Source organism: Paenibacillus sp. S-38, assembly GCF_049942825.1.
Taxonomy (GTDB): Bacteria; Bacillota; Bacilli; order Paenibacillales; family NBRC-103111; genus Paenibacillus_G.
Genome location: NZ_CP187970.1, coordinates 262,311 through 279,813 on the forward strand (window position 1 = coordinate 262,311; position 17,503 = coordinate 279,813).

At 53.1% G+C, this 17,503-nt stretch carries 20 protein-coding genes; 18 read left to right on the plus strand and 2 right to left on the minus strand.

Going from position 1 to position 17,503, the window contains the following annotated elements; all coding sequences use genetic code 11:
* The first annotated feature begins 1 nt into the window (after position 1).
* From ACP26L_RS01295 to ACP26L_RS01375, 17 genes are all read left to right on the plus strand, one after another.
* The gene (locus ACP26L_RS01295) at positions 2-193 is read left to right on the plus strand and encodes a hypothetical protein (RefSeq protein ID WP_426450663.1); all 192 of its coding nucleotides are present in this window, start codon (positions 2-4) and stop codon (positions 191-193) included.
* On the plus strand, positions 174-512 hold the full coding sequence (locus ACP26L_RS01300; RefSeq protein ID WP_426450664.1) for a phage head closure protein: 339 nt from the start codon (positions 174-176) through the stop codon (positions 510-512). The genes ACP26L_RS01295 and ACP26L_RS01300 overlap by 20 nt, the downstream gene beginning before the upstream one ends.
* On the plus strand, positions 493-885 hold the full coding sequence (locus ACP26L_RS01305) for an HK97-gp10 family putative phage morphogenesis protein (RefSeq protein ID WP_426450665.1): 393 nt from the start codon (positions 493-495) through the stop codon (positions 883-885). The genes ACP26L_RS01300 and ACP26L_RS01305 overlap by 20 nt, the downstream gene beginning before the upstream one ends.
* The gene (gene gp17 / locus ACP26L_RS01310) at positions 882-1,241 is read left to right on the plus strand and encodes a tail completion protein gp17 (RefSeq protein ID WP_426450667.1); all 360 of its coding nucleotides are present in this window, start codon (positions 882-884) and stop codon (positions 1,239-1,241) included. The genes ACP26L_RS01305 and gp17 overlap by 4 nt, the downstream gene beginning before the upstream one ends.
* Before the next feature lie 2 nt (positions 1,242-1,243).
* Positions 1,244-1,873: a major tail protein gene (locus ACP26L_RS01315; RefSeq protein WP_426450668.1), complete on the plus strand. Its 630-nt coding sequence runs from the start codon at positions 1,244-1,246 to the stop codon at positions 1,871-1,873.
* 26 nt (positions 1,874-1,899) lie between these two features.
* Positions 1,900-2,301, plus strand: a complete 402-nt coding sequence (locus ACP26L_RS01320; RefSeq protein ID WP_426450670.1) for a hypothetical protein — start codon at positions 1,900-1,902, stop codon at positions 2,299-2,301.
* Complete coding sequence (locus tag ACP26L_RS01325) at positions 2,288-3,898, plus strand: fibronectin type III domain-containing protein (protein ID WP_426450671.1); 1,611 nt, start codon at positions 2,288-2,290, stop codon at positions 3,896-3,898. Before ACP26L_RS01320 ends, ACP26L_RS01325 begins: the two co-directional genes overlap by 14 nt.
* A gap of 56 nt (positions 3,899-3,954) precedes the next feature.
* Positions 3,955-4,257: a phage tail assembly chaperone G gene (gpG, locus tag ACP26L_RS01330; RefSeq protein ID WP_013914951.1), complete on the plus strand. Its 303-nt coding sequence runs from the start codon at positions 3,955-3,957 to the stop codon at positions 4,255-4,257.
* Between the two features lie 195 nt (positions 4,258-4,452).
* Complete coding sequence (locus ACP26L_RS01335) at positions 4,453-8,901, plus strand: phage tail tape measure protein (RefSeq protein ID WP_426450673.1); 4,449 nt, start codon at positions 4,453-4,455, stop codon at positions 8,899-8,901.
* A complete protein-coding gene (locus ACP26L_RS01340) occupies positions 8,894-9,745 on the plus strand; it encodes a phage tail domain-containing protein (protein ID WP_426450675.1) in 852 nt (283 codons plus the stop codon). Before ACP26L_RS01335 ends, ACP26L_RS01340 begins: the two co-directional genes overlap by 8 nt.
* A 2-nt stretch (positions 9,746-9,747) precedes the next feature.
* Positions 9,748-10,875: a siphovirus ReqiPepy6 Gp37-like family protein gene (locus ACP26L_RS01345; protein WP_426450676.1), complete on the plus strand. Its 1,128-nt coding sequence runs from the start codon at positions 9,748-9,750 to the stop codon at positions 10,873-10,875.
* Between the two features lies 1 nt (position 10,876).
* Positions 10,877-12,589: a hypothetical protein gene (locus ACP26L_RS01350; RefSeq protein WP_426450678.1), complete on the plus strand. Its 1,713-nt coding sequence runs from the start codon at positions 10,877-10,879 to the stop codon at positions 12,587-12,589.
* Positions 12,590-12,600: 11 nt separating this feature from the next.
* Positions 12,601-12,876, plus strand: a complete 276-nt coding sequence (locus tag ACP26L_RS01355) for a hypothetical protein (RefSeq protein WP_426450679.1) — start codon at positions 12,601-12,603, stop codon at positions 12,874-12,876.
* Positions 12,877-12,895: 19 nt separating this feature from the next.
* Positions 12,896-13,063: a hypothetical protein gene (locus ACP26L_RS01360; protein ID WP_426450681.1), complete on the plus strand. Its 168-nt coding sequence runs from the start codon at positions 12,896-12,898 to the stop codon at positions 13,061-13,063.
* A gap of 98 nt (positions 13,064-13,161) precedes the next feature.
* Positions 13,162-13,431, plus strand: a complete 270-nt coding sequence (locus ACP26L_RS01365) for a hypothetical protein (protein ID WP_426450682.1) — start codon at positions 13,162-13,164, stop codon at positions 13,429-13,431.
* A 10-nt stretch (positions 13,432-13,441) separates the two neighbouring features.
* A complete protein-coding gene (locus tag ACP26L_RS01370; protein WP_426450683.1) occupies positions 13,442-14,833 on the plus strand; it encodes a phosphodiester glycosidase family protein in 1,392 nt (463 codons plus the stop codon).
* A gap of 2 nt (positions 14,834-14,835) precedes the next feature.
* A complete protein-coding gene (locus ACP26L_RS01375; protein WP_426450684.1) occupies positions 14,836-15,231 on the plus strand; it encodes a phage holin, LLH family in 396 nt (131 codons plus the stop codon).
* A gap of 62 nt (positions 15,232-15,293) precedes the next feature.
* Here ACP26L_RS01375 and ACP26L_RS01380 read toward each other — a convergent pair whose 3' ends face one another.
* A complete protein-coding gene (locus tag ACP26L_RS01380) occupies positions 15,294-16,139 on the minus strand; it encodes an RNA ligase family protein (protein ID WP_426450685.1) in 846 nt (281 codons plus the stop codon).
* A 144-nt stretch (positions 16,140-16,283) separates the two neighbouring features.
* On the opposite strand from ACP26L_RS01380, the gene ACP26L_RS01385 reads away from it, so the two are divergent.
* Positions 16,284-16,742 carry a DUF4429 domain-containing protein gene (locus tag ACP26L_RS01385; RefSeq protein ID WP_426450686.1) on the plus strand — a complete coding sequence of 153 codons (459 nt, stop codon included), beginning with the start codon at positions 16,284-16,286 and terminating at the stop codon, positions 16,740-16,742.
* A gap of 88 nt (positions 16,743-16,830) precedes the next feature.
* On the opposite strand, the gene ACP26L_RS01390 is transcribed toward ACP26L_RS01385, so the two are convergent.
* A complete protein-coding gene (locus ACP26L_RS01390) occupies positions 16,831-17,247 on the minus strand; it encodes a hypothetical protein (RefSeq protein WP_426450688.1) in 417 nt (138 codons plus the stop codon).
* Positions 17,248-17,503 lie beyond the last annotated feature (256 nt).

A 17,503-nucleotide genomic window follows, 5' to 3' on the forward strand; every position in this document is an offset into this window, starting at 1 on the left:
GGTGCTGATCGAGTTCATTGACCGAGATCAAGTGTACTATGCAGCCGATGCCGTATATACAACGCGCGATCAAGCAAGGGCGGAGTACCTCATTGAGCTCGGTTTTTTGGAAGCACCGGCTGCAGCCCCAAGTCCGCCTGCGCCAGCGGAGCAGACGGGAGACACGGCGATCCATGAATCCGGCCAAGTATAACCGGCGCATTCAGATCCTCCAGCCAGCCCGGAGCGAAGACAACGAAGGGCTGCCGGTCTTCACCTGGTCGGAGTTCTTGAGTCTCTGGGCGGCGGTCAATCCCCTCAGAGGCCGGGAGTACTTTCAGGCTGCTGCGATCAACCAGGAGAACACCCTGCGGATAGAAATCCGGTACCGTACAGGACTGACAAGTGAAATGCGGGTGCGGTATGCCGGAAAAATCTATAACATCAACGCCATCATTGATCCGAATGAGGCCCACAGAGAACTTCATTTGATGTGTCTGGAGGGGCGGGAGCATGGCGGAAATGAAGCTTGAGGGTATGGAGGAGCTGGTGAAACGGCTGCAGGAGATGGGGCGGAAGGGTGCGGTCATTGAGAGGTCCGCGCTGCAGGCCGGCGCCGAGGTGATCCGCCGGGCCGCGAGCGAGCGGGCCCCGCGGAGTCATGACAGCGGACCTCACTTGGCGGATAACATCACGATCAGCAAGATCAAGAGCAGCCAGGGCATGAAATATGTGCTCGTTGGTCCGCAGAAAGGCGATAATTCCGTATTCTTCTACGGTAAATTCCTCGAGTGGGGCACCAGTAAGATGGCGGCCAGGCCTTTCCTGGGCCCGGTTGCCGCGGAAAAGCAGGGAGAAGTGATCCAACAAATGAAGCAGGCGATCAAGGATGGGCTGGGCTTATGATCAACATCAAACCGGAAGTTTTGGAAGCTCTTCGTACCGACGAAGAGCTTCTTGCATTGCTCGGGGCCCCCCGGGTATACCAGCTGGTTGCACCCGAGCCAAATAAATTTCCAAGGATTACATTCTTTGAAATGAGCAATGTTGATAAGGATTTTGCCGATGACTTCGCCATCTCCAGCCAGATACTCATTCAAGTGGACATATGGAACAAGGCAAGCACTTCAGGCATAGCGGATCGGGTGGACGCGGTCATGAAATCCCTTGGATTCGGTCGTGCGGGCTCAGCGGACCTCTACGAGAATGACACCGGCATTTTTCACAAAGCAATGAGATACACAACAACAAGGGAGGCCTAACCATGTCTGGAGGAGTTCGCATTGGTCTAAAGGACCTGCACATCGCTAAATTGCTTAGCGATGACATTGCGGGCGCTGTGTACTCGGTACCGAAGAAGTATTCAGGCGTCATAAGCGCAAAAATCACTCCAAGTTCTACGACTGAAACGCTGTATGCCGACGATGGAGCAGCTGAAACGGCAACGGCCCTGGGGGAAATTACCGTTGAAATCAATCTCAAGGATCTGACACTGGAGCAGCAGGCAGAACTTCTTGGAGGTACGATTATCGACGGTATCCTGGTAAAAAAGGATTCTGATACAGCACCGTACGTGGCCGTTGCATTCCGTTCCAAAAAGTCGAACGGAAAATACCGATTTAAATGGCTGTTAAAAGGCAGATTCAGCCTGCCTGCTGAAGAATACAAGACGCAGGGCGACAAACCTGAGTTTCAAACACCGGTAATCAGCGGAGTATTCGTCAAACGTGAGTTTGACGGTTGGTGGGAAGTGACCGGGGATGAGGATATGCCTGGGTTCACTTTGGCGGATGTCTGGTTCAACAAAGTGTACGCTCTCGGTGATAAGGGAGGATCGGGCTCTGCCTCTGGTGTTCCGGTATTTATCACCCCAAATCAGGTTGTTATTCAATAACAAATCAAAAGGATGGTGCATGTATCATGCCAGCTCAAAATAAAACCCTTGCAGTTGATGGTGGAGGGAAGTATCCAGTACCGCAGTATTTCAACCCTTTATCCGACACCTTCGAGCCTCTGCATGGACGGGACGGAGCTTCGGACGTCAATGTGAAGGGCAGCTCGGCGATCAAAGATGGAGTCATTTCCGTATCAGCTCCCGGAGTGAGAGTTCAATTGCCCAACATTCCCTGCCGGGAAATCACGGTGATCGCACGTAAAAACAATACGGGCACGATCTATGTTGGCTCTGAAACCGTCTCGGCAAACTCCTTCGCTGCAGAGCTGGATAAGAAAGATGCGATTACGCTGCCGGTGAGCAACGCGAGTATGCTTTGGATTGATGCTTCCGTAGCCGGAGAGGGGATTTCCTATGTCGCGCTTTAAGCCTTGGCCGGGTACAACTGCGAATCCAGGTGGAGGCACAGGGAACGGATCTCTTCCGCGTAGTTATGAAGGCATCGAAGTGGTTTGGTGGGGCAATTCCATCATTGAGGGGCAAGGCTTAACGGACCCGCAAAAGTTTCAAACTCAGCTTGGCAAATTGAACGGCATGGTCAATCGAAGCTATGGGTACCCGGGTAAACCGTGGGGTTATAAAGGGACGGGCACCGACGATACGATCTACTCGAACAGGGCGCTGCTTCCGAAAACGGCAAAGCTCTACGCTATGTATGGAGGCGGCAATGACAACCGGTTAAATATCCCGCGGGGTAATGTGGATGACATGGTAAACACCACATTCGCAGGTGCAATCAACCTGGGTATCGTCTATATCAAGACGAATATGGCCGGGGCAAAGATCGTCCTGATTACATCCCTGCAGCGCAATGGTGGAGATGATGGAACGGGCAAACCCATCACCGGCACAACATTGAACGATCTGAAGCTGAGCCTGATCGATTACAACAATATGATTTTGGCGATCGGGCAAAAGCACGATATTCCGGTCTGGGATTTGTACAACTGCGGCATCAATAATGCGAGCATTCCGAAATACATGCAGTCGGATGGGGTTCATTTAAATGCCCAGGGGGCGGCCAAAGTGGCGCTGTGTGGGTATGGATTTTTCGAGACCATCGATTTGTCGATAGCCTCACCGCCGGCTGACACTACGGCGCCGTCAGTTCCAGGCAAACCGACGCTGACGAGCAAAACCCACAACAGTATAACGATCGCTTGGGCAGCTTCTACGGATGCAGTAGGTGTTACTGGCTACATTGTAACGGGCGGGCCAAGTCCGGTGAATGTAACAGGCACCTCAGCCACCATTCCAGGGCTGAATCCGGAAACGAACTATACGCTTTCCGTCAAAGCGAAGGATGCGGCGGGGAATGTATCCGCGGCTTCAGAGGCTCTATCTGTGAAAACCGATGCAGCTCCAACGGGTGGCGGCGGAACGGTTACCTCCTACTATGAAAATACCTTTACCGGCGCAGATGGATCCGCAAATGGGCAAGTTGCAGAAAGCGGACAGGCGACCAACACTGCAACGGCAGTAACTGCGGCAAACTGGGTCATCGAAGGCAATCGGATGAAATATTCGGGTACCACCGGAGACCGGATTATCATGTCCACTTCAGCACCCGGCGGGGACTATACAACCGAAGCCCAGATCTACCCTGCAGGCGGTAAGGCGGGTGTTGTATTCCGGGCGAATGATGGAACGGAATATATGTGGGTCCGGTTTGATCCGGCAGGCAATGCAGGCGAAGAAATCAAGATGTATAAGAAGCATGAATCGACGGCGGCCAATACGCAGATCGCTGCGGGGCCGGCTACGATCAATACGGCAGGTTCCAATATCGTGAAGATTGTCTGCGCAGGAAACAACGTCAAAGTCTTAGTAGATGGCACTCAGGCAATCAACTATACGCTGACAGCTGCAGAACAAGCGAAATATGGTGACAACACCGGAATTGGTCTGTATGCCGGTGGTGAGAATGCTTCTTCCTGGGAGTATCTTAAATCGTATTCGAACTAATCCATTGATGAGTGGGGCGCGCCGGCGCCCCTATTTTTATTGGGAGGGCCACATATATGAAACTTGAGCTGAGAATTGGTGAAGAAACAAAGACGTTTACGGTCCCATTTGTGAGCGGCCGGATGCTTCGGAAAACACTCGCGATCTCCAAAGACATGAATTTCAGTAACGTCACCGTGGAAGTACTCGATGAGTTGGTGCTTTTCGTTGTCGACCTCTTTAAAAATCAGTTCTCTGTGGATGAGTTCTATGACGGCATTGAAGCTCACAAGCTGCTTCAAACTGTGATGGATTGCATCCATCAAGTCACCGGCCAAGCCGCCAAAGCACTGGAGCCCCTGAGCGACCCAAACGCATAGAGGGAGACGGAGACCCCACCGACACGATCAAAGAGGTTTACATCTCTCTCCTGGACAGCGGTTGGACCCTCGAGACCATCGACAACATGGACATCATCCACTATTTCGATCTGCTTGCGTACAGGGTGAAGCCGAAAGAAGCCCCTATGGTATACATCGATCACATTTTCTAGCGAAAGGGGGTGAGGAAACAGTATGGCAGAGGAAGAAGCCGGCAGTGTGGTCGTCAAGGTCGGGATGGACGGCACCGGATTTCAAAACGGCATTAGCAACATCAACCGGCAGCTGAGGCTTGTTCAGAGTGAGTTCGCCGCGGCCAGTGCCAAGCTCGGGGACTTCGGGAACAGTGCGGAAGGGCTGAAGCTGCAGTCCGATGCGTTATCCAAGCAGATGAGCCTGCAGCAGCAAAAGGTCGATGCTTTGCAAAAGGCCTATGAGAAGGCGGCGGAAAGCAAGGGAAAGGACGCCAAAGCCACCCAGGAGCTTGAGATCAAGCTCAACAAGGCCAAAGAAGAGCTCGCCAAGACCGAGAAGAAGCTCGAATCGGTCAACGAGGAGATCGAAAAGCAGGCCAACCGTTGGAGTAAGCTGGAGGGCACGCTAAATGATATCAGGGACCGGTTCCAGGCGGTCGGGGACCAGCTGTCCGGCATTGGCGGCATGCTCAGTGCCACGCTGACCACAGCGCTCGCCGGCATTGGGGTCGGGGCGGTCAGTGCTGCGGCTGATGTGGACAAGAGCGCAGGGAAGATGCAGGCAAGCTTGGGGCTGACGGCTGAGGAGGCCGATAAGCTCAGCGCAACTGCTCAAAACCTGTGGAAGGACGCCTTCGGGGAGAGCATGGAGGACGTGACTCAAGGCCTCATCACCGTAAAGCAGAATATGCAGGGGCTTGATGACGGCAGCCTCGATGAGGTAACAAAGGATGCCTTCACCTTAAGGGATGCCTTCGGCGCTGAAGTCAATGAAACCACGCGCACCGCCGCAGTCCTGATGAAAAACTTCGGGATCGACGGGTCCGCGGCTATGGACCTGATCACTGTCGGCTTTCAAAAAGGCGGAAACTTCAGCGACGAGCTGCTGGATACGATGCGTGAATATGCTCCGCAGTTTAGGGCGATGGGCATTGGTGCCGACGACATGCTCGGCATTCTGATTAAGGGGGCAGAAACGGGGGCCTTCAATCTCGATAAAGTCGGCGACGCGCTGAAAGAGTTCAACATCCGAGCCAAGGATGGAAGTGAGCTCACTTCTCAGGCTTTCGCCGCGCTGGGTTTTAATGCGGATGAAATGAGCGCCAAATTCGCCGCTGGCGGGGAGACAGGGAAGACGGCTTTCCAGGCTGTCACCGTGGCCTTGGCCGGCCTGCAGGACCCCTTAACGCGTAACGCGATCGGTGTTGCGCTTTTTGGCACACAGTGGGAGGACCTCGAGGCAAAGGTCGTCACTTCCATGGCCACAGGAATCGGGTCCGTAACGGGATTCCAGGGGGCCACCCAGCGGGCAGGCGACGCTTTGAGGGATAACCTCGGAGTGAGGGCAACCAAGGTATGGAGGGAGTTCCAGACGGCCCTGCAGCCCCTCGGGGAGATGATGATCAGCCTTGCCGAGGAAATCCTTCCGCAGGTCAGCGCTGCGGTGCAGTCCTTGACGCAGTGGTTCTCCAACCTTTCGCCAGGCGGCCAGAAGCTCACGCTAGTGCTCGGGGCGATCGCCGCGGCAGCCGGTCCTGTCGTGATGATCGTTGCTCAAATGGTGGGGGCCGTCACCACTCTCATCAGTGCCTTCTCTGCGGCTTCCGGAGCGATCGCGGCCGCGGGCGGGGTGATGGCGGTGATCACCGGTCCGATCGGCATTACGATTGCATCGATAGCGGCCTTGGCTGCGGGTGCCTACCTGGTCGTGAAGAACTGGGATCAGATTAAATCGTTCTTCTCGGGACTCGGCTCCTGGCTTTCATCGTATTTCAGCAGTCTCGTTAGCACGGTCACCACATACGGCCAGTTCATCATGACCGGCCTGATGGCAGGCATCAACAGCAAGCTGCAGCCGGTCATCAACATGATTACGGCTGTGGCCAATGGTATCACGGGCGCCTTCCGGCGGATCATGGGCATTCACTCCCCGTCAAAGGTGATGGAGGAATACGGCCAGTTCATTGATGAGGGGCTTGTGCAGGGGATGGCCTCCGGTCAGGATTCCGTGCTCGAGCAAACCCAGAGCATTGCCGATGGCATCAAACAGACGATGGAGAAGAACATCGGTATGCTGAACAAGCTCGGTGAGGCGATCGTCGGAGCTCTCCGCAAGCAGTACGAGGAAATGGAGAGCATCCAAACCGCGGCGCTGGACAAACAGCTCGAGAACGAGAAAAAAGCCTCCGACGAGCGGCAAAAGGTCTACGACAAGGAGTACGCTGAAAAGCTGAAGCTCATTGACGAAGAGACCTATAACAAGGTCAAGGCCGTTCAGGACCAGATCGACAGCATCGACAGCCAGACGAGCAATGAAGAGAAAGCCCTAAAAGCCCAGGAGCAGCAGACACGGCTCGCCGAACTGCAGAAAAAGATCGCGGCTGCCGAGACGGCGGATGAACGGGCTCGCCTGCAGGAAGAGCTGAGCAGCACCATCGCCAAGTATGAACGGGAGCAGCTGCTCGAGCAGCGGAACAACCAGAAGGAAGCTCTCAAGAAACAGATCGAAGGACTGAAGGAAGCCTCCACTGAGCAAAAAGAGCTGCTAAAGGCCGATCTGGATAGCAAGAAGGAGCAGGAAAAGCTGCGGGCCTCGCAGGTGGAAGAGTCGCTGAAGGCGGAAAAGGATGCGGTCAAAAAGCACTTTGACGAATTGACGACACAAGAAAGTCTGCAGATGGAAGCCCGTAAGCTGGTGATCGATAAGAACAATCAGGAAATCGTAGAATTGCTCCAGAAATACAACCCGAGCTGGCAGAACGCAGGCCAATCCTTTGCCGACAGCCTGGTCAACGGGCTCAATTCCGAAAAGCAGAGCATTGCCGATGCTGTTGGCAAAACCATCGATTTGCAGCCCATGGTTCAGAAGCAGATGGGTGTGCTCGATGAACTGCAGAAGAAGATTGCCAGCCTGCAGCAGGCCGAAAAAGCGGAAGCCGGTGCAGGAGGTGCTGAAGAATCTCCATTCCCCGACTCAGGCGGCTTTGCGGGCGACGGCGGTGGGGACATCGGCGGTCTTGGTGCAGCCGCGGACAACACCTCGGCCAAGCTCGAGGGGCTCATGCAAACCACCGCCACCCTGCAGCAGGATCTTACGGGCAACTTCGTCCCTTCGGTCCAGGGTATCAGCGGGGCTTGGAACGAGGTCATGGCCTCCTCGAGTAATGTGTGGGGGCAGATCACGGCCTATCTTACCCAGACATGGGCAGGCATCGCCGGTCAAGCACAGCAGGTGTGGTCAGGGATCACTGGTTTCTTCACCTCCTCGTGGAACTCGTTCTTATCCGTGGCCACCTCGGTGAGCAATGGCATCCACACGAGTGTGACCGACACCTGGAACAACATCTCTGCCCACATTAGTTCTGTTGTGTCCGAGATCGTCGGCACTGTGATGACGATTTTCGGGAGGATGAGCGGAGGCATTTCGTCGGTGTTTAGCGGCATTGAAACGATTATCTCGGGCAGCTGGACCGTCATTAAAAACGTGACACTCGGTTCCATCCTCTTGCTGCTGGACCTGGTCACTTTCAATTTTACTGAACTGACCTCTCATGCCGGGCAGATTTGGGAAAACCTCAAAACTGCCTTCCGGCTGATTTGGGACGGCATCCAGCTGGTCTTTACCGGCGCCCTGGAAACACTCAAAGGCGGCTTGACTGCTTCCTGGGGACTGATGAAAACGGACCTGATACAGAGTTGGAACGAGGCGGAGGCTTATCTTTCCACGCTGTGGGTCAATATCTCTGCCCAGGCGAGTACGGGCTGGACGGACTTCAAAACGTCAGTAACCAAGCTGGTGGAGGAGACGATCAGCAGTACCCGGACGAAGTGGGATGAACTTCTGACCTGGTTTGGAGAGCTTCCCGAGAGGCTCAAAGGATATGCTGAAAACATGTTCCGGTCCATGCGCGATGGCTTCAACAACACGGTGAATGAGGTAACCAGCGCCGTCACAACCGGTCTGGACGGCGCCTTTGATTATATCAAGAAGCTGCCGGAGGAGGCCCTACAGTGGGGCAAGGATATCATCGAAGGGTTGATCAAGGGTATCCGATCGGCGATCGGGTCCGTTAAAGCGGCGATCGACAGCGTAGCGAGCACGGTAAAGGGCGGCATTACCGACGCACTAGGCATCCGGTCGCCTTCCCGGGTGATGATGGAATACGGCGGATTCACCACGGAGGGATTTGCCCTTGGGATGAAGGGTGGACTGAGCCGTGTGGCCAGTGCGGCACGGACCATCGCCAGCGCAGCTTTCCCTAAGGTAGAGCTGCCGAATATGGCGGCGCCTGCGGGCAGAACTGCTGCCGCGCAAGCTGCTCCATCAAGCAGCTTTGTGCAGAACCTTACCATCAACTCTCCTCAGCCACTCTCTCCGGCTGAAACGGCCCGGCTGAACCTGCGGGCCAGCCGGCAGCTTGCGATGGGATGGGGGTTAGACGGTGCGTAAGATCACCTTCACAAATGCGAATAAGGAAAGCATCGAGCTGTTGAGTGCCGGGCCATATTTTTTAACGAAGCTCGAGGGGGTGGGTGCTGTCCGGACAACGGTGCAGCTCAATAAATCGCCTTATCAAGACGGTCAGACCTACCTTGGCAACACCCTTGATGTTCGAGAGATAACGATCGAGGGTTCGATCGTGCCCGGGGCAGCGAAGGTGGAGGAGAGACGCAGGACCTTGATGCGGGTGCTCAATCCAAAGCTTGGTCTGGGGGTCGTTCGGTATGAGGATGCCGGCGGGGCAAAGGAGATCCGGGCGATCGCGGAGGAGTCCCCGGTTTTCCCTGATAAGCAGCACGGGGTCTATCAGAAGTTTCTGATCTCCTTCCTGTGCCCGGATCCGGCCTTTTATGACCCCAAAATCGAAAAGGTGAATCTGGCCTCTTTCACAGGAGGTCTTTCCTTCCCGTTTCGATTCCCGATCAGCTTTGGGCGAGTTGGCCAGTTCATGATGCTCAACAACCGCGGGGACCTGGACGCCCCGGTCTTTATCACCTTTCTCGGTCCGCTGAAGAACCCCATACTTGAGAACAAGACCACGGGCCAGATGATCAAGCTGGTGCAGGAAATCCCAGAAGGACACCGGCTTGAGATCAATACAGCATTCGGCCAGAAGACGGTGACCAAGATTACCGAGGATGGCACCCGTTCCAATGCATTTCACTGGGTTGCGCCGGAGTCCGAATTTTGGGGTCTGGTACCGGGAGAAAATGAGATTTCTTATCAGGCAACAGAGGAATCGAAGTTTGGCGCTGTGACGTTGGAATACCAGCCGCGATACTTGGGGGTTTAGCAGTGAACAAATATCCTGTCCTTATCTTTGATCCGGAGCTTCGCTACCTTGCCCAGATCGATAATTACGAATACCTGCAATGGACACGCCGCTGGCGTAACCCACACACCTGGGAGCTTCAGATCAACCGAAATAAAACCAATGCCGAGTACCTGCAGGCCGACAATTTCATTGCAGTAAAACGCGGGGGCAAGTGGCGTGCCGGCATCATCGCGCACAGGGAACTGCCGCTGACACAGGAAGGCAAGCTTTCGGAAACGTGGACGGTGAAAGGCCGAGACTTCTCCGGGGTGTTCCTTGAACGTCTGGCTCTGCATCTTACTGATACCGGCAGTGGGTACGATGAACAGCGAGGCATCGCGGAGCAGGTGATGAGGCATTACGTGAAAGTGAACTGTATTGAGCCGAGTAATCCGGACCGTGTCATCCCCTTCCTGCAGCTTGGACTAAACTATGCAAGGGGACAAACGGTAGAGATGCGAGCCCGGTTCCAAACGGTAGCCGCCCTGCTCGAGAACCTTTCCTTTGCCTCCGGGCTGGGATACGAAACTTTGTTTGATCTGGAGTCCACCTCATTTTCCTTTAACGTTCTTTCAGGCCGCAACCTGACGCCAAGCCAGACCGAGCATCCACCGGTGATCTTCTCTCCGGAGTTCGATAACGTCGAAAGCATGGCATTTCGTCACAGCATTCTGGACTCAAAAAACGTAGCCATTGTCGGCGGCAAGAGGGAGGCGCAGGATCGGTTGGTGGTCTCTGTTGCAAATGGTTCACCCAAAGGAATAAAGCGGCGAGAAGTGTTTATCGATGCTCGCGACCTCGAGACCGCGGAACAGCTGCTGCAACGCGGAAATGAGCGCTTGGCTGAATATGGTGAGGAGCTCGTTATGGAGTTTCAGCACCTACCATGGGGGCCGTTTAAATACGGCATTGATTTCGACCTGGGCGATATCGTCCATGCACGTTATCCGGGCGTAGGTAGCACGGAATCCAGAATTGTGGGTGTGGTCGAAGAGCTCACGCCGGATCGGGGAGAGGCGGTCAGGCTGGTTGTCGGCAAGGAGTGGCCGGACCTAGTTAGTGTATGGAAAGCAGATCGAAGAAATTTGGAGACGGAGGTGAGAAGATAGCATGACGGAGCAGTATCGTTTTTTCGGCAGCACGGAAGGCGATGTGAGGGAATACAATCAGCTCGAGTTTGCCGAGGTATTTGATCGATTCTTCCAGACAGGCATCTTCCCAAGGGTTGGTGCAGAGCTCAAGGTCCAAGAGACGGATCCCCAGCGGCTTGCCGTCCGCGTAAGCACAGGACAGGCATGGCTGCGGGGCTACTGGTATCGTAATGATGACTTCAAGGAGATTGAATTGCCGTCGGCACATGCGGAGTTCCCACGAATCCATCGCATCGTCGTTCGGCTGGATACGCTGAATAAACGGGATATTGTCGCCACCGTTAAGGCCGGCGAGCCATCGGCGACACCTGTGCCTCCTGCACTGGAGCAAAATGAGGAGTACTGGGAAATCGGTCTGGCTAACGTATTTGTGGCCGCTGGCGTAACGAAGGTCGATGCAAGCAATATTACCGATATTCGGTACAGCGGCGGGGGTGGAAAGGCCGTTGGTCACGACTTCACCGACCTGCAGCTCCTTGCCGACCAGGCCATAGCCAAAGCCAATGCAAGTCTACCCAAAGATGGCAGTCAGCCTATGACCGGCGCGCTCCGATCAGCGGTAGGATCTGCCTCCGGCGGGCGTGTACATCATTACCTGGGGAGCACCAATGATGTCTTTCGAATTGGCATCGGTTTGGATGGCGACGAAAACGGTGATGATCAGGTCGGGTCCGCCTTCACCGTGTGGGCCTACAAGAATAACGGGCAATACCACAAGACGCTGATGCAAATCTGGCGCGACGGCACGGCCTTTATTGACGGGAAGCGTGTCATTCTGGCGGACTCTGGAGGAAGCATTGATTCGGCCACCATCAAGAATTCCACCATCAACGACTCGACACTTAACAACCCAAGAATTTTGTGGGATCGGGATTCAGATTATGCCCGGCTGGAGTTTGTGGACGAAGGAGCCAACAAGGATATCCTCACCTTAATAGTAGGCGATGATGCTCAAGGGTCGGATACGGGGATCGAGGATTTCTTTCGTTTGAAGTTCGGCAATGATACGGTAGCCCGATTCCGCAGTCAATCCCTAACCATTGGTGAGCCGGGTTCAGGTTTTGAAATGTACAAGAATGGAGACCTGTGGCAGCGCGGCGAACTCATGGCCCCTACAAGAGTTAGAGGTGGAGTCATGGAATATTGGGACGGAGAAAGATGGAGGGCGGCGGGCATGAGTACAATCGTGGTAAGTGGCACGGTACAGGAGACCATTCACGGATCGGCAGCCGACTTCGCGGGCGGAAGCTCCTATGGAGGCCGGAAGTTTCTAGTGGCGAAGCACATACCCAAAGGCGTCGGAGAGCTCAATATTGTTGTGGACTTCTACAACGACACTAATTCAAGCGGTGGGTATACAGGGATTCAGGTTTTTTCTCCCGTGCAGCACATGTCAAACAGCAGCACGAGTGGGTACTACGCGCGGGAAGCGTACGATGGGTACGGTCCTTTGTGGTGGCACGCATACGGGACATACTGGGATACTGACTCGGATTTCCGATGGAATAACAGCTTGGTTGGCGGCACAGGAGGAAGTATGGGTGCCAGCTCGTGGGCGACATACGAAACGACGGTGAAGGTATCGACAAAGATGCCCATTTACGTTTTGGGATACTCGAGCTTAGGGGCATTCAAAATTGCGAATGTTCGCTTTCGATACGATGTTCTATAAGGAGGGTGAATATGTACGCCATATACAATGACGGGGGACGGCCCAATGGCATTGTCCCAAACGTTACCGAGGAAATGGCTGCAGCTTTGCCACAGCAGTATGTGCTGTTCGACGGAGATCCCCCCGAGATTCCAGCAGGACACCGCCTGACGGTCAATTTCGAAGCAAAGGAAGTCGGCACAGAACGTATACCAACGCCTCCGAAAACACCTGAGCAAGAAATCGAAGAACTCAAGAATGAGATTTCGGTTCTTCGCACGACAGTCAACTATCTCCTGGGAGTCTAATGGAACGGAGGGGAATTGGATGCCGAGTGTACTTTATCCGCATTTTGAGATTTGCTGGGTTAAAAAGGCCGTAACCGCAGCTCAGCTGCAAACCGCTGTAACGAAGAAGTACATCACCGAGGAAGAAAAGGCATTGATCGAAAGCAAAGAGCAGCAAAATAATCTACAGACAAACCTCCCAGCTTAGTTCCAAATACGAAAGTGCTGCCTCGATCCGATCGGGGCTATTTCAGTTTCCTTAAGAGGGCGAGGGAGCACTCCAACCCTTGGGGAGGAGGTGTATGCATGAGCGGAGAGGATGCTAAGGTGCTCAGTGAGCAGATAGTCAATGTTCGGCTGGATATCAGGGAGTTAAAGACCATGATGGCCGATATCAAAGACTTGAAGGAAAAAGTGGATGACGTGGACGATACAGCTAAGGAAGCTTTGAGCTCCACCAAATCTTCACACAAGCGTCTTGATGCTATCGATAGGTGGTTGTTCTGGTTTGGCACATCTATCCTGGGAAGCGTGCTCTTAGGCGGTTTGGGACTGTGGAAAACGTATAAGCCATAAGGAGGGCAAGATGATTACCATTAAGCAAAAATTCATCCCAATAGAGAGCCCTAACCGTCCAGGACGTCGGCGCAAAGCGCAAGGCGTCCTTTTTCATACCACAAATAACTGGAAGGACGGAGCTGGCGATGAGATGCATGGGGAGTACATGGCCACGGTTAAGGACCGGGTCGTCAGCTGGCATGTGACGGTGGACAAGGACAGCGCCACTCAGCATATCCCCTTTGACGAAAATGCGTTTCATGCCGGCGACGGTAATGGGGTGTATAACACCTATTGGATCGGTGTGGAGATTGCCTGCGAGGCTGTTGAGCCCGGGGAGCCTCTGGATTTGGTCACCTATCGCAACGCGGTCGATGTGGTTGCTCAGATCATGCTTCAGGAAGGCTTCACATCGTGGGAGCAGCTGCAGCCGCACAAAGTGGTTTACGGCAAGGATTGCCCTCACCATACACTTTTTGTTCATGACAGGTTCAAAAGAGATGTTTTCGAGAGGATGGGGATTAAATTGCTTCCTGCAGTTGTAAAGGAACGGGTCTATGCCCAAGGCGGCGTGCTTAAACGTTGCGATGGAGATTACAAGATTAAAGCCACAGATGTTCGGTATCTGAAGCTTGACGGTAAGAAGCTGAAGTTTCAGTTTGTGGCCAGGACCGGCGCCAAGGTATCGGATCTGCTCGCGGAGTATGGCGCTGATTTTGCGACGAATGCGCCTTATTTCTGGGATGGTAAGGTGCTCGGGGATGCGGTGGCTGACGGTCAGGTGATTGCCCAAGCATACGGCAAGATGCTCAGCTGGCACGAATTTGGCGTTAAAGGAGGGCGGCCACAGATCGGCCAGCTCGATCCTACCGTGCAGTGGGATGTGCTGGTGCAGGGAGCCCCTCTGCTGATCGAGGCAGGCAACCTGTGCTGGGACTATTACCGAGTACTCCAGGAAGTGCCCGATGACATTGGCACAAGCCGCGCACAGCGCACTGTGTTCGGGCTGGATGCTTCAGGGGATCTGCATATTGCTGTGGCGGACGGCCGGACACAGTACGATCAGGGCCTGACGCTCGAGGAGGCCGCACTTTACATGCAATCGAAGGGCTGCACCTGGGCGCTCAATTTCGACGGCGGCGGATCCAGCGTGTTCGCCCAGAAGGGCAAGGGCAGTTTGGGGCAAAACCAGGGAGCCGGGGAACGCGTGGTGAATCACGCCCTGTTGATTTGGGTCGTGGAGCCAGAGCCGATCACTCCGCCAGCAGCCTCGCCGGCCATCGATGCATGGAAGCAGGAAGCCCTCAATTGGCTTGCAGCACAAGGTGGCATTGAAAGCCCGCATGACCCCAACGAACCAGTCGAATTCGCCGAGCTTGCAGTGGTCCTCAAAAAATTATCCGAAAAGGGAGCGATCTAATCATGATCATGGAAATCATTCAACCTCATATCACTGAAATTGCCCAGTCCGTTTTGACTATTGCCGCACTTCTCGCACTTGCGGGCCTCCGGCAGGTCAAAAAGAAGGCGCTGGAGCTGTACAAAGCTCAGACGACGAATGAACAACGCGAGGTTCTGAAGAAAGTCGGAACTGAGGCTTTCGCTCACGCTGAGACACTTTTCAAAGGGATGGGCGGAGAGGCCAAACTGGACGCGGCATACGAGTATGCCTCCAAGAAACTCGGGCAGTTGGGTATCAACCTCTCCGGTGAAGAGATCAAGGCATCTATCCACAAAGCATGGCTGGATCACAACGCCAAAATTCAGCCTGAAAAACTGATTAATTCCGGCACCAGCAGCGAGCAAAAGATTATCTAACAGGAATGCCCCCACTGACTAATTAGCAGTGGGGGCATTTTTCTATATTTCGCAAGGTGCAACTACAAAAGAAATTCCTGAAAGCTTGGGGTTCTCATGAGGCCGTTTTTTGTCCAGCATTGGAATTTTACCCTCGCTTTAATTAAGGGCTTTATCCAAATCCAATTTTTATCCTCACGAACAACCAACTGCTTAGCAATATGATGGAATGCTTTTCTTGATTCCGGATCGGCGAACTCACAGACACCAAGATATTTTCCGCTGACCGGATCAATTAAGGACCATCCAAATTCCTTTTTACGAATGCCGGATATGGCAGCTTCAGTGTACAAATAATTTTTCACTTTTAACCATGATTGCGAGCGATGGTCCAAGGTATACCGGCTGTCGATCTTCTTGGAAACGATCCCTTCTAACCCTTTTTCCTTTACCTTTGAAAAAAGCGCGGTACCATCTGTGAAGTATTGCGAAATTGAAATAATATTCGACTGCTTTACGACCTTGTTAAGAGCTACATGCCTTTCCGACAAAGGTCGTCCCGATAAATCTTCTCCATTCACTTGGAGTATATCGAAAGCCACGAAATGGACTGGATTCTTTTCCATCTGCCATTTTATGTTTTTTCCTGCGTGGAACCGTTCCATAACACTTTCAAAGCAAGGAACGCCATTTTGAAGAACAATCATCTCCCCATCTAAAATGCAACTGGCCGCATTTAGCTGAATCCCTTGAAGCTCGGGATAGGATTGAGTACAGTTCGTCTGGTGCCTCGTAAACAAATGGACTTTGCCATCGATAAAGTAAAGCACACAACGGTGTCCGTCCCATTTAATCTGATGCCAATACTCAGCTCCTGCAGGCGGGGTGTCGGCTTTATGTAATAACATTGGTTTTAATGGGTTTATCATTCCGGTTCTCACGCACCTTTACCAGTTAAGATTACTCTTAAAATGGTTACGCTGCCTTATGGAATGAATGCCAATTGCCAAACATGCAGGAATTTCCATATAGTGTGTCGAAACAGTGGGTAAAAATATTGAGGAGTTGCGGTCATGGAGCCAATCTTCCGGCTTGATGGTGTAAACGGGCAGTTGGAGTTGTATTCGGATAAAGTGATCATAAAGCGAAAAGGCGTACTGGCAAAGATGACGCAAGGTTTCTTTAAGGGCGACAAATCAATATACCTAAAGCAGATCTCAGGTATTCAGATAAAGCCTGGAAGCTCACTGACCAATGGGTACATACAGTTTACGGTATCGGGAGGCAATGAGAGCACCAAGGGCATTATGAAGGCCACACAAGATGAAAACACGGTAATGTTCGCCAAGAAATACAACGAGCTGGTTGATAAAATCAAAGCCAAGATCGAAGAGATGCAGGCAGAATCTGCTATTGTAGCCCCAAGTGTAAGTGCCGCAGACGAGATTAGGAAGTTCAAAGAGTTATTAGATCAAGGCATCCTTACCCAAGAAGAATTCGATATGAAGAAAAAACAACTGCTCGGGCTGTAAGTAAAAGGCCGCGGGTGAGATGAGTAACAGGAACTTAGAACAAAACGCCCACAAGCGGATAGATTTCCGACTGTGAGCGTTTTTTCGTTTATGGGACTGCATCCGGCTTAGAGACATTGAAACCTGGCGGCAGATCCTTTCGGATGTACTGATCAGTATGTAATCCCAAATAGTGGCGCAAGGCTACCTTGATGTCCGCGTCTTTTAAGTATTGCATGATGGACAATACATCCGTATGTCCGCGGCAAATGTAGCGCGCACGTATAGTCGTAGGGGTCCATTCGGTATCCTCGACCTTGATTCCGTGCTTGCGTAGGTATGTCGTTACCTTGCGCAGATCGACGGTCACCCGGTCCATAACAGCCTGTAACATCTCATCGTACGGTTCCGCATGGTCAACTGTTAATCCGATCGATTTGCGGTCCTGTTCAAACTCGCTCAATACCAACGGCAACAATATATAGCGCTTTATCATGCGCAGATCATCGGCTGTTGGCAAGTTCACGTTCTAATCACCATCCTGGGTTGATTATAACCCGAACATATGATCCTAGCAATGGGCCGCCTTTTTTAGATTGGCCAGAAATCTTCCGCAGATACATCTTCCCCAGTGAGCTGCTTTATGGCCGTAACAAGGAGCTGCTTAGTGCTCCGAGTCGGAGAATAGTTCTTATCACTACAAGCGTAGGAAACCGTGTTTCTGCTTAGGCGAGTTGCCTTCATGATCTCCTCCTGTTTTACTTCGTGCCGATCAGCAAAAG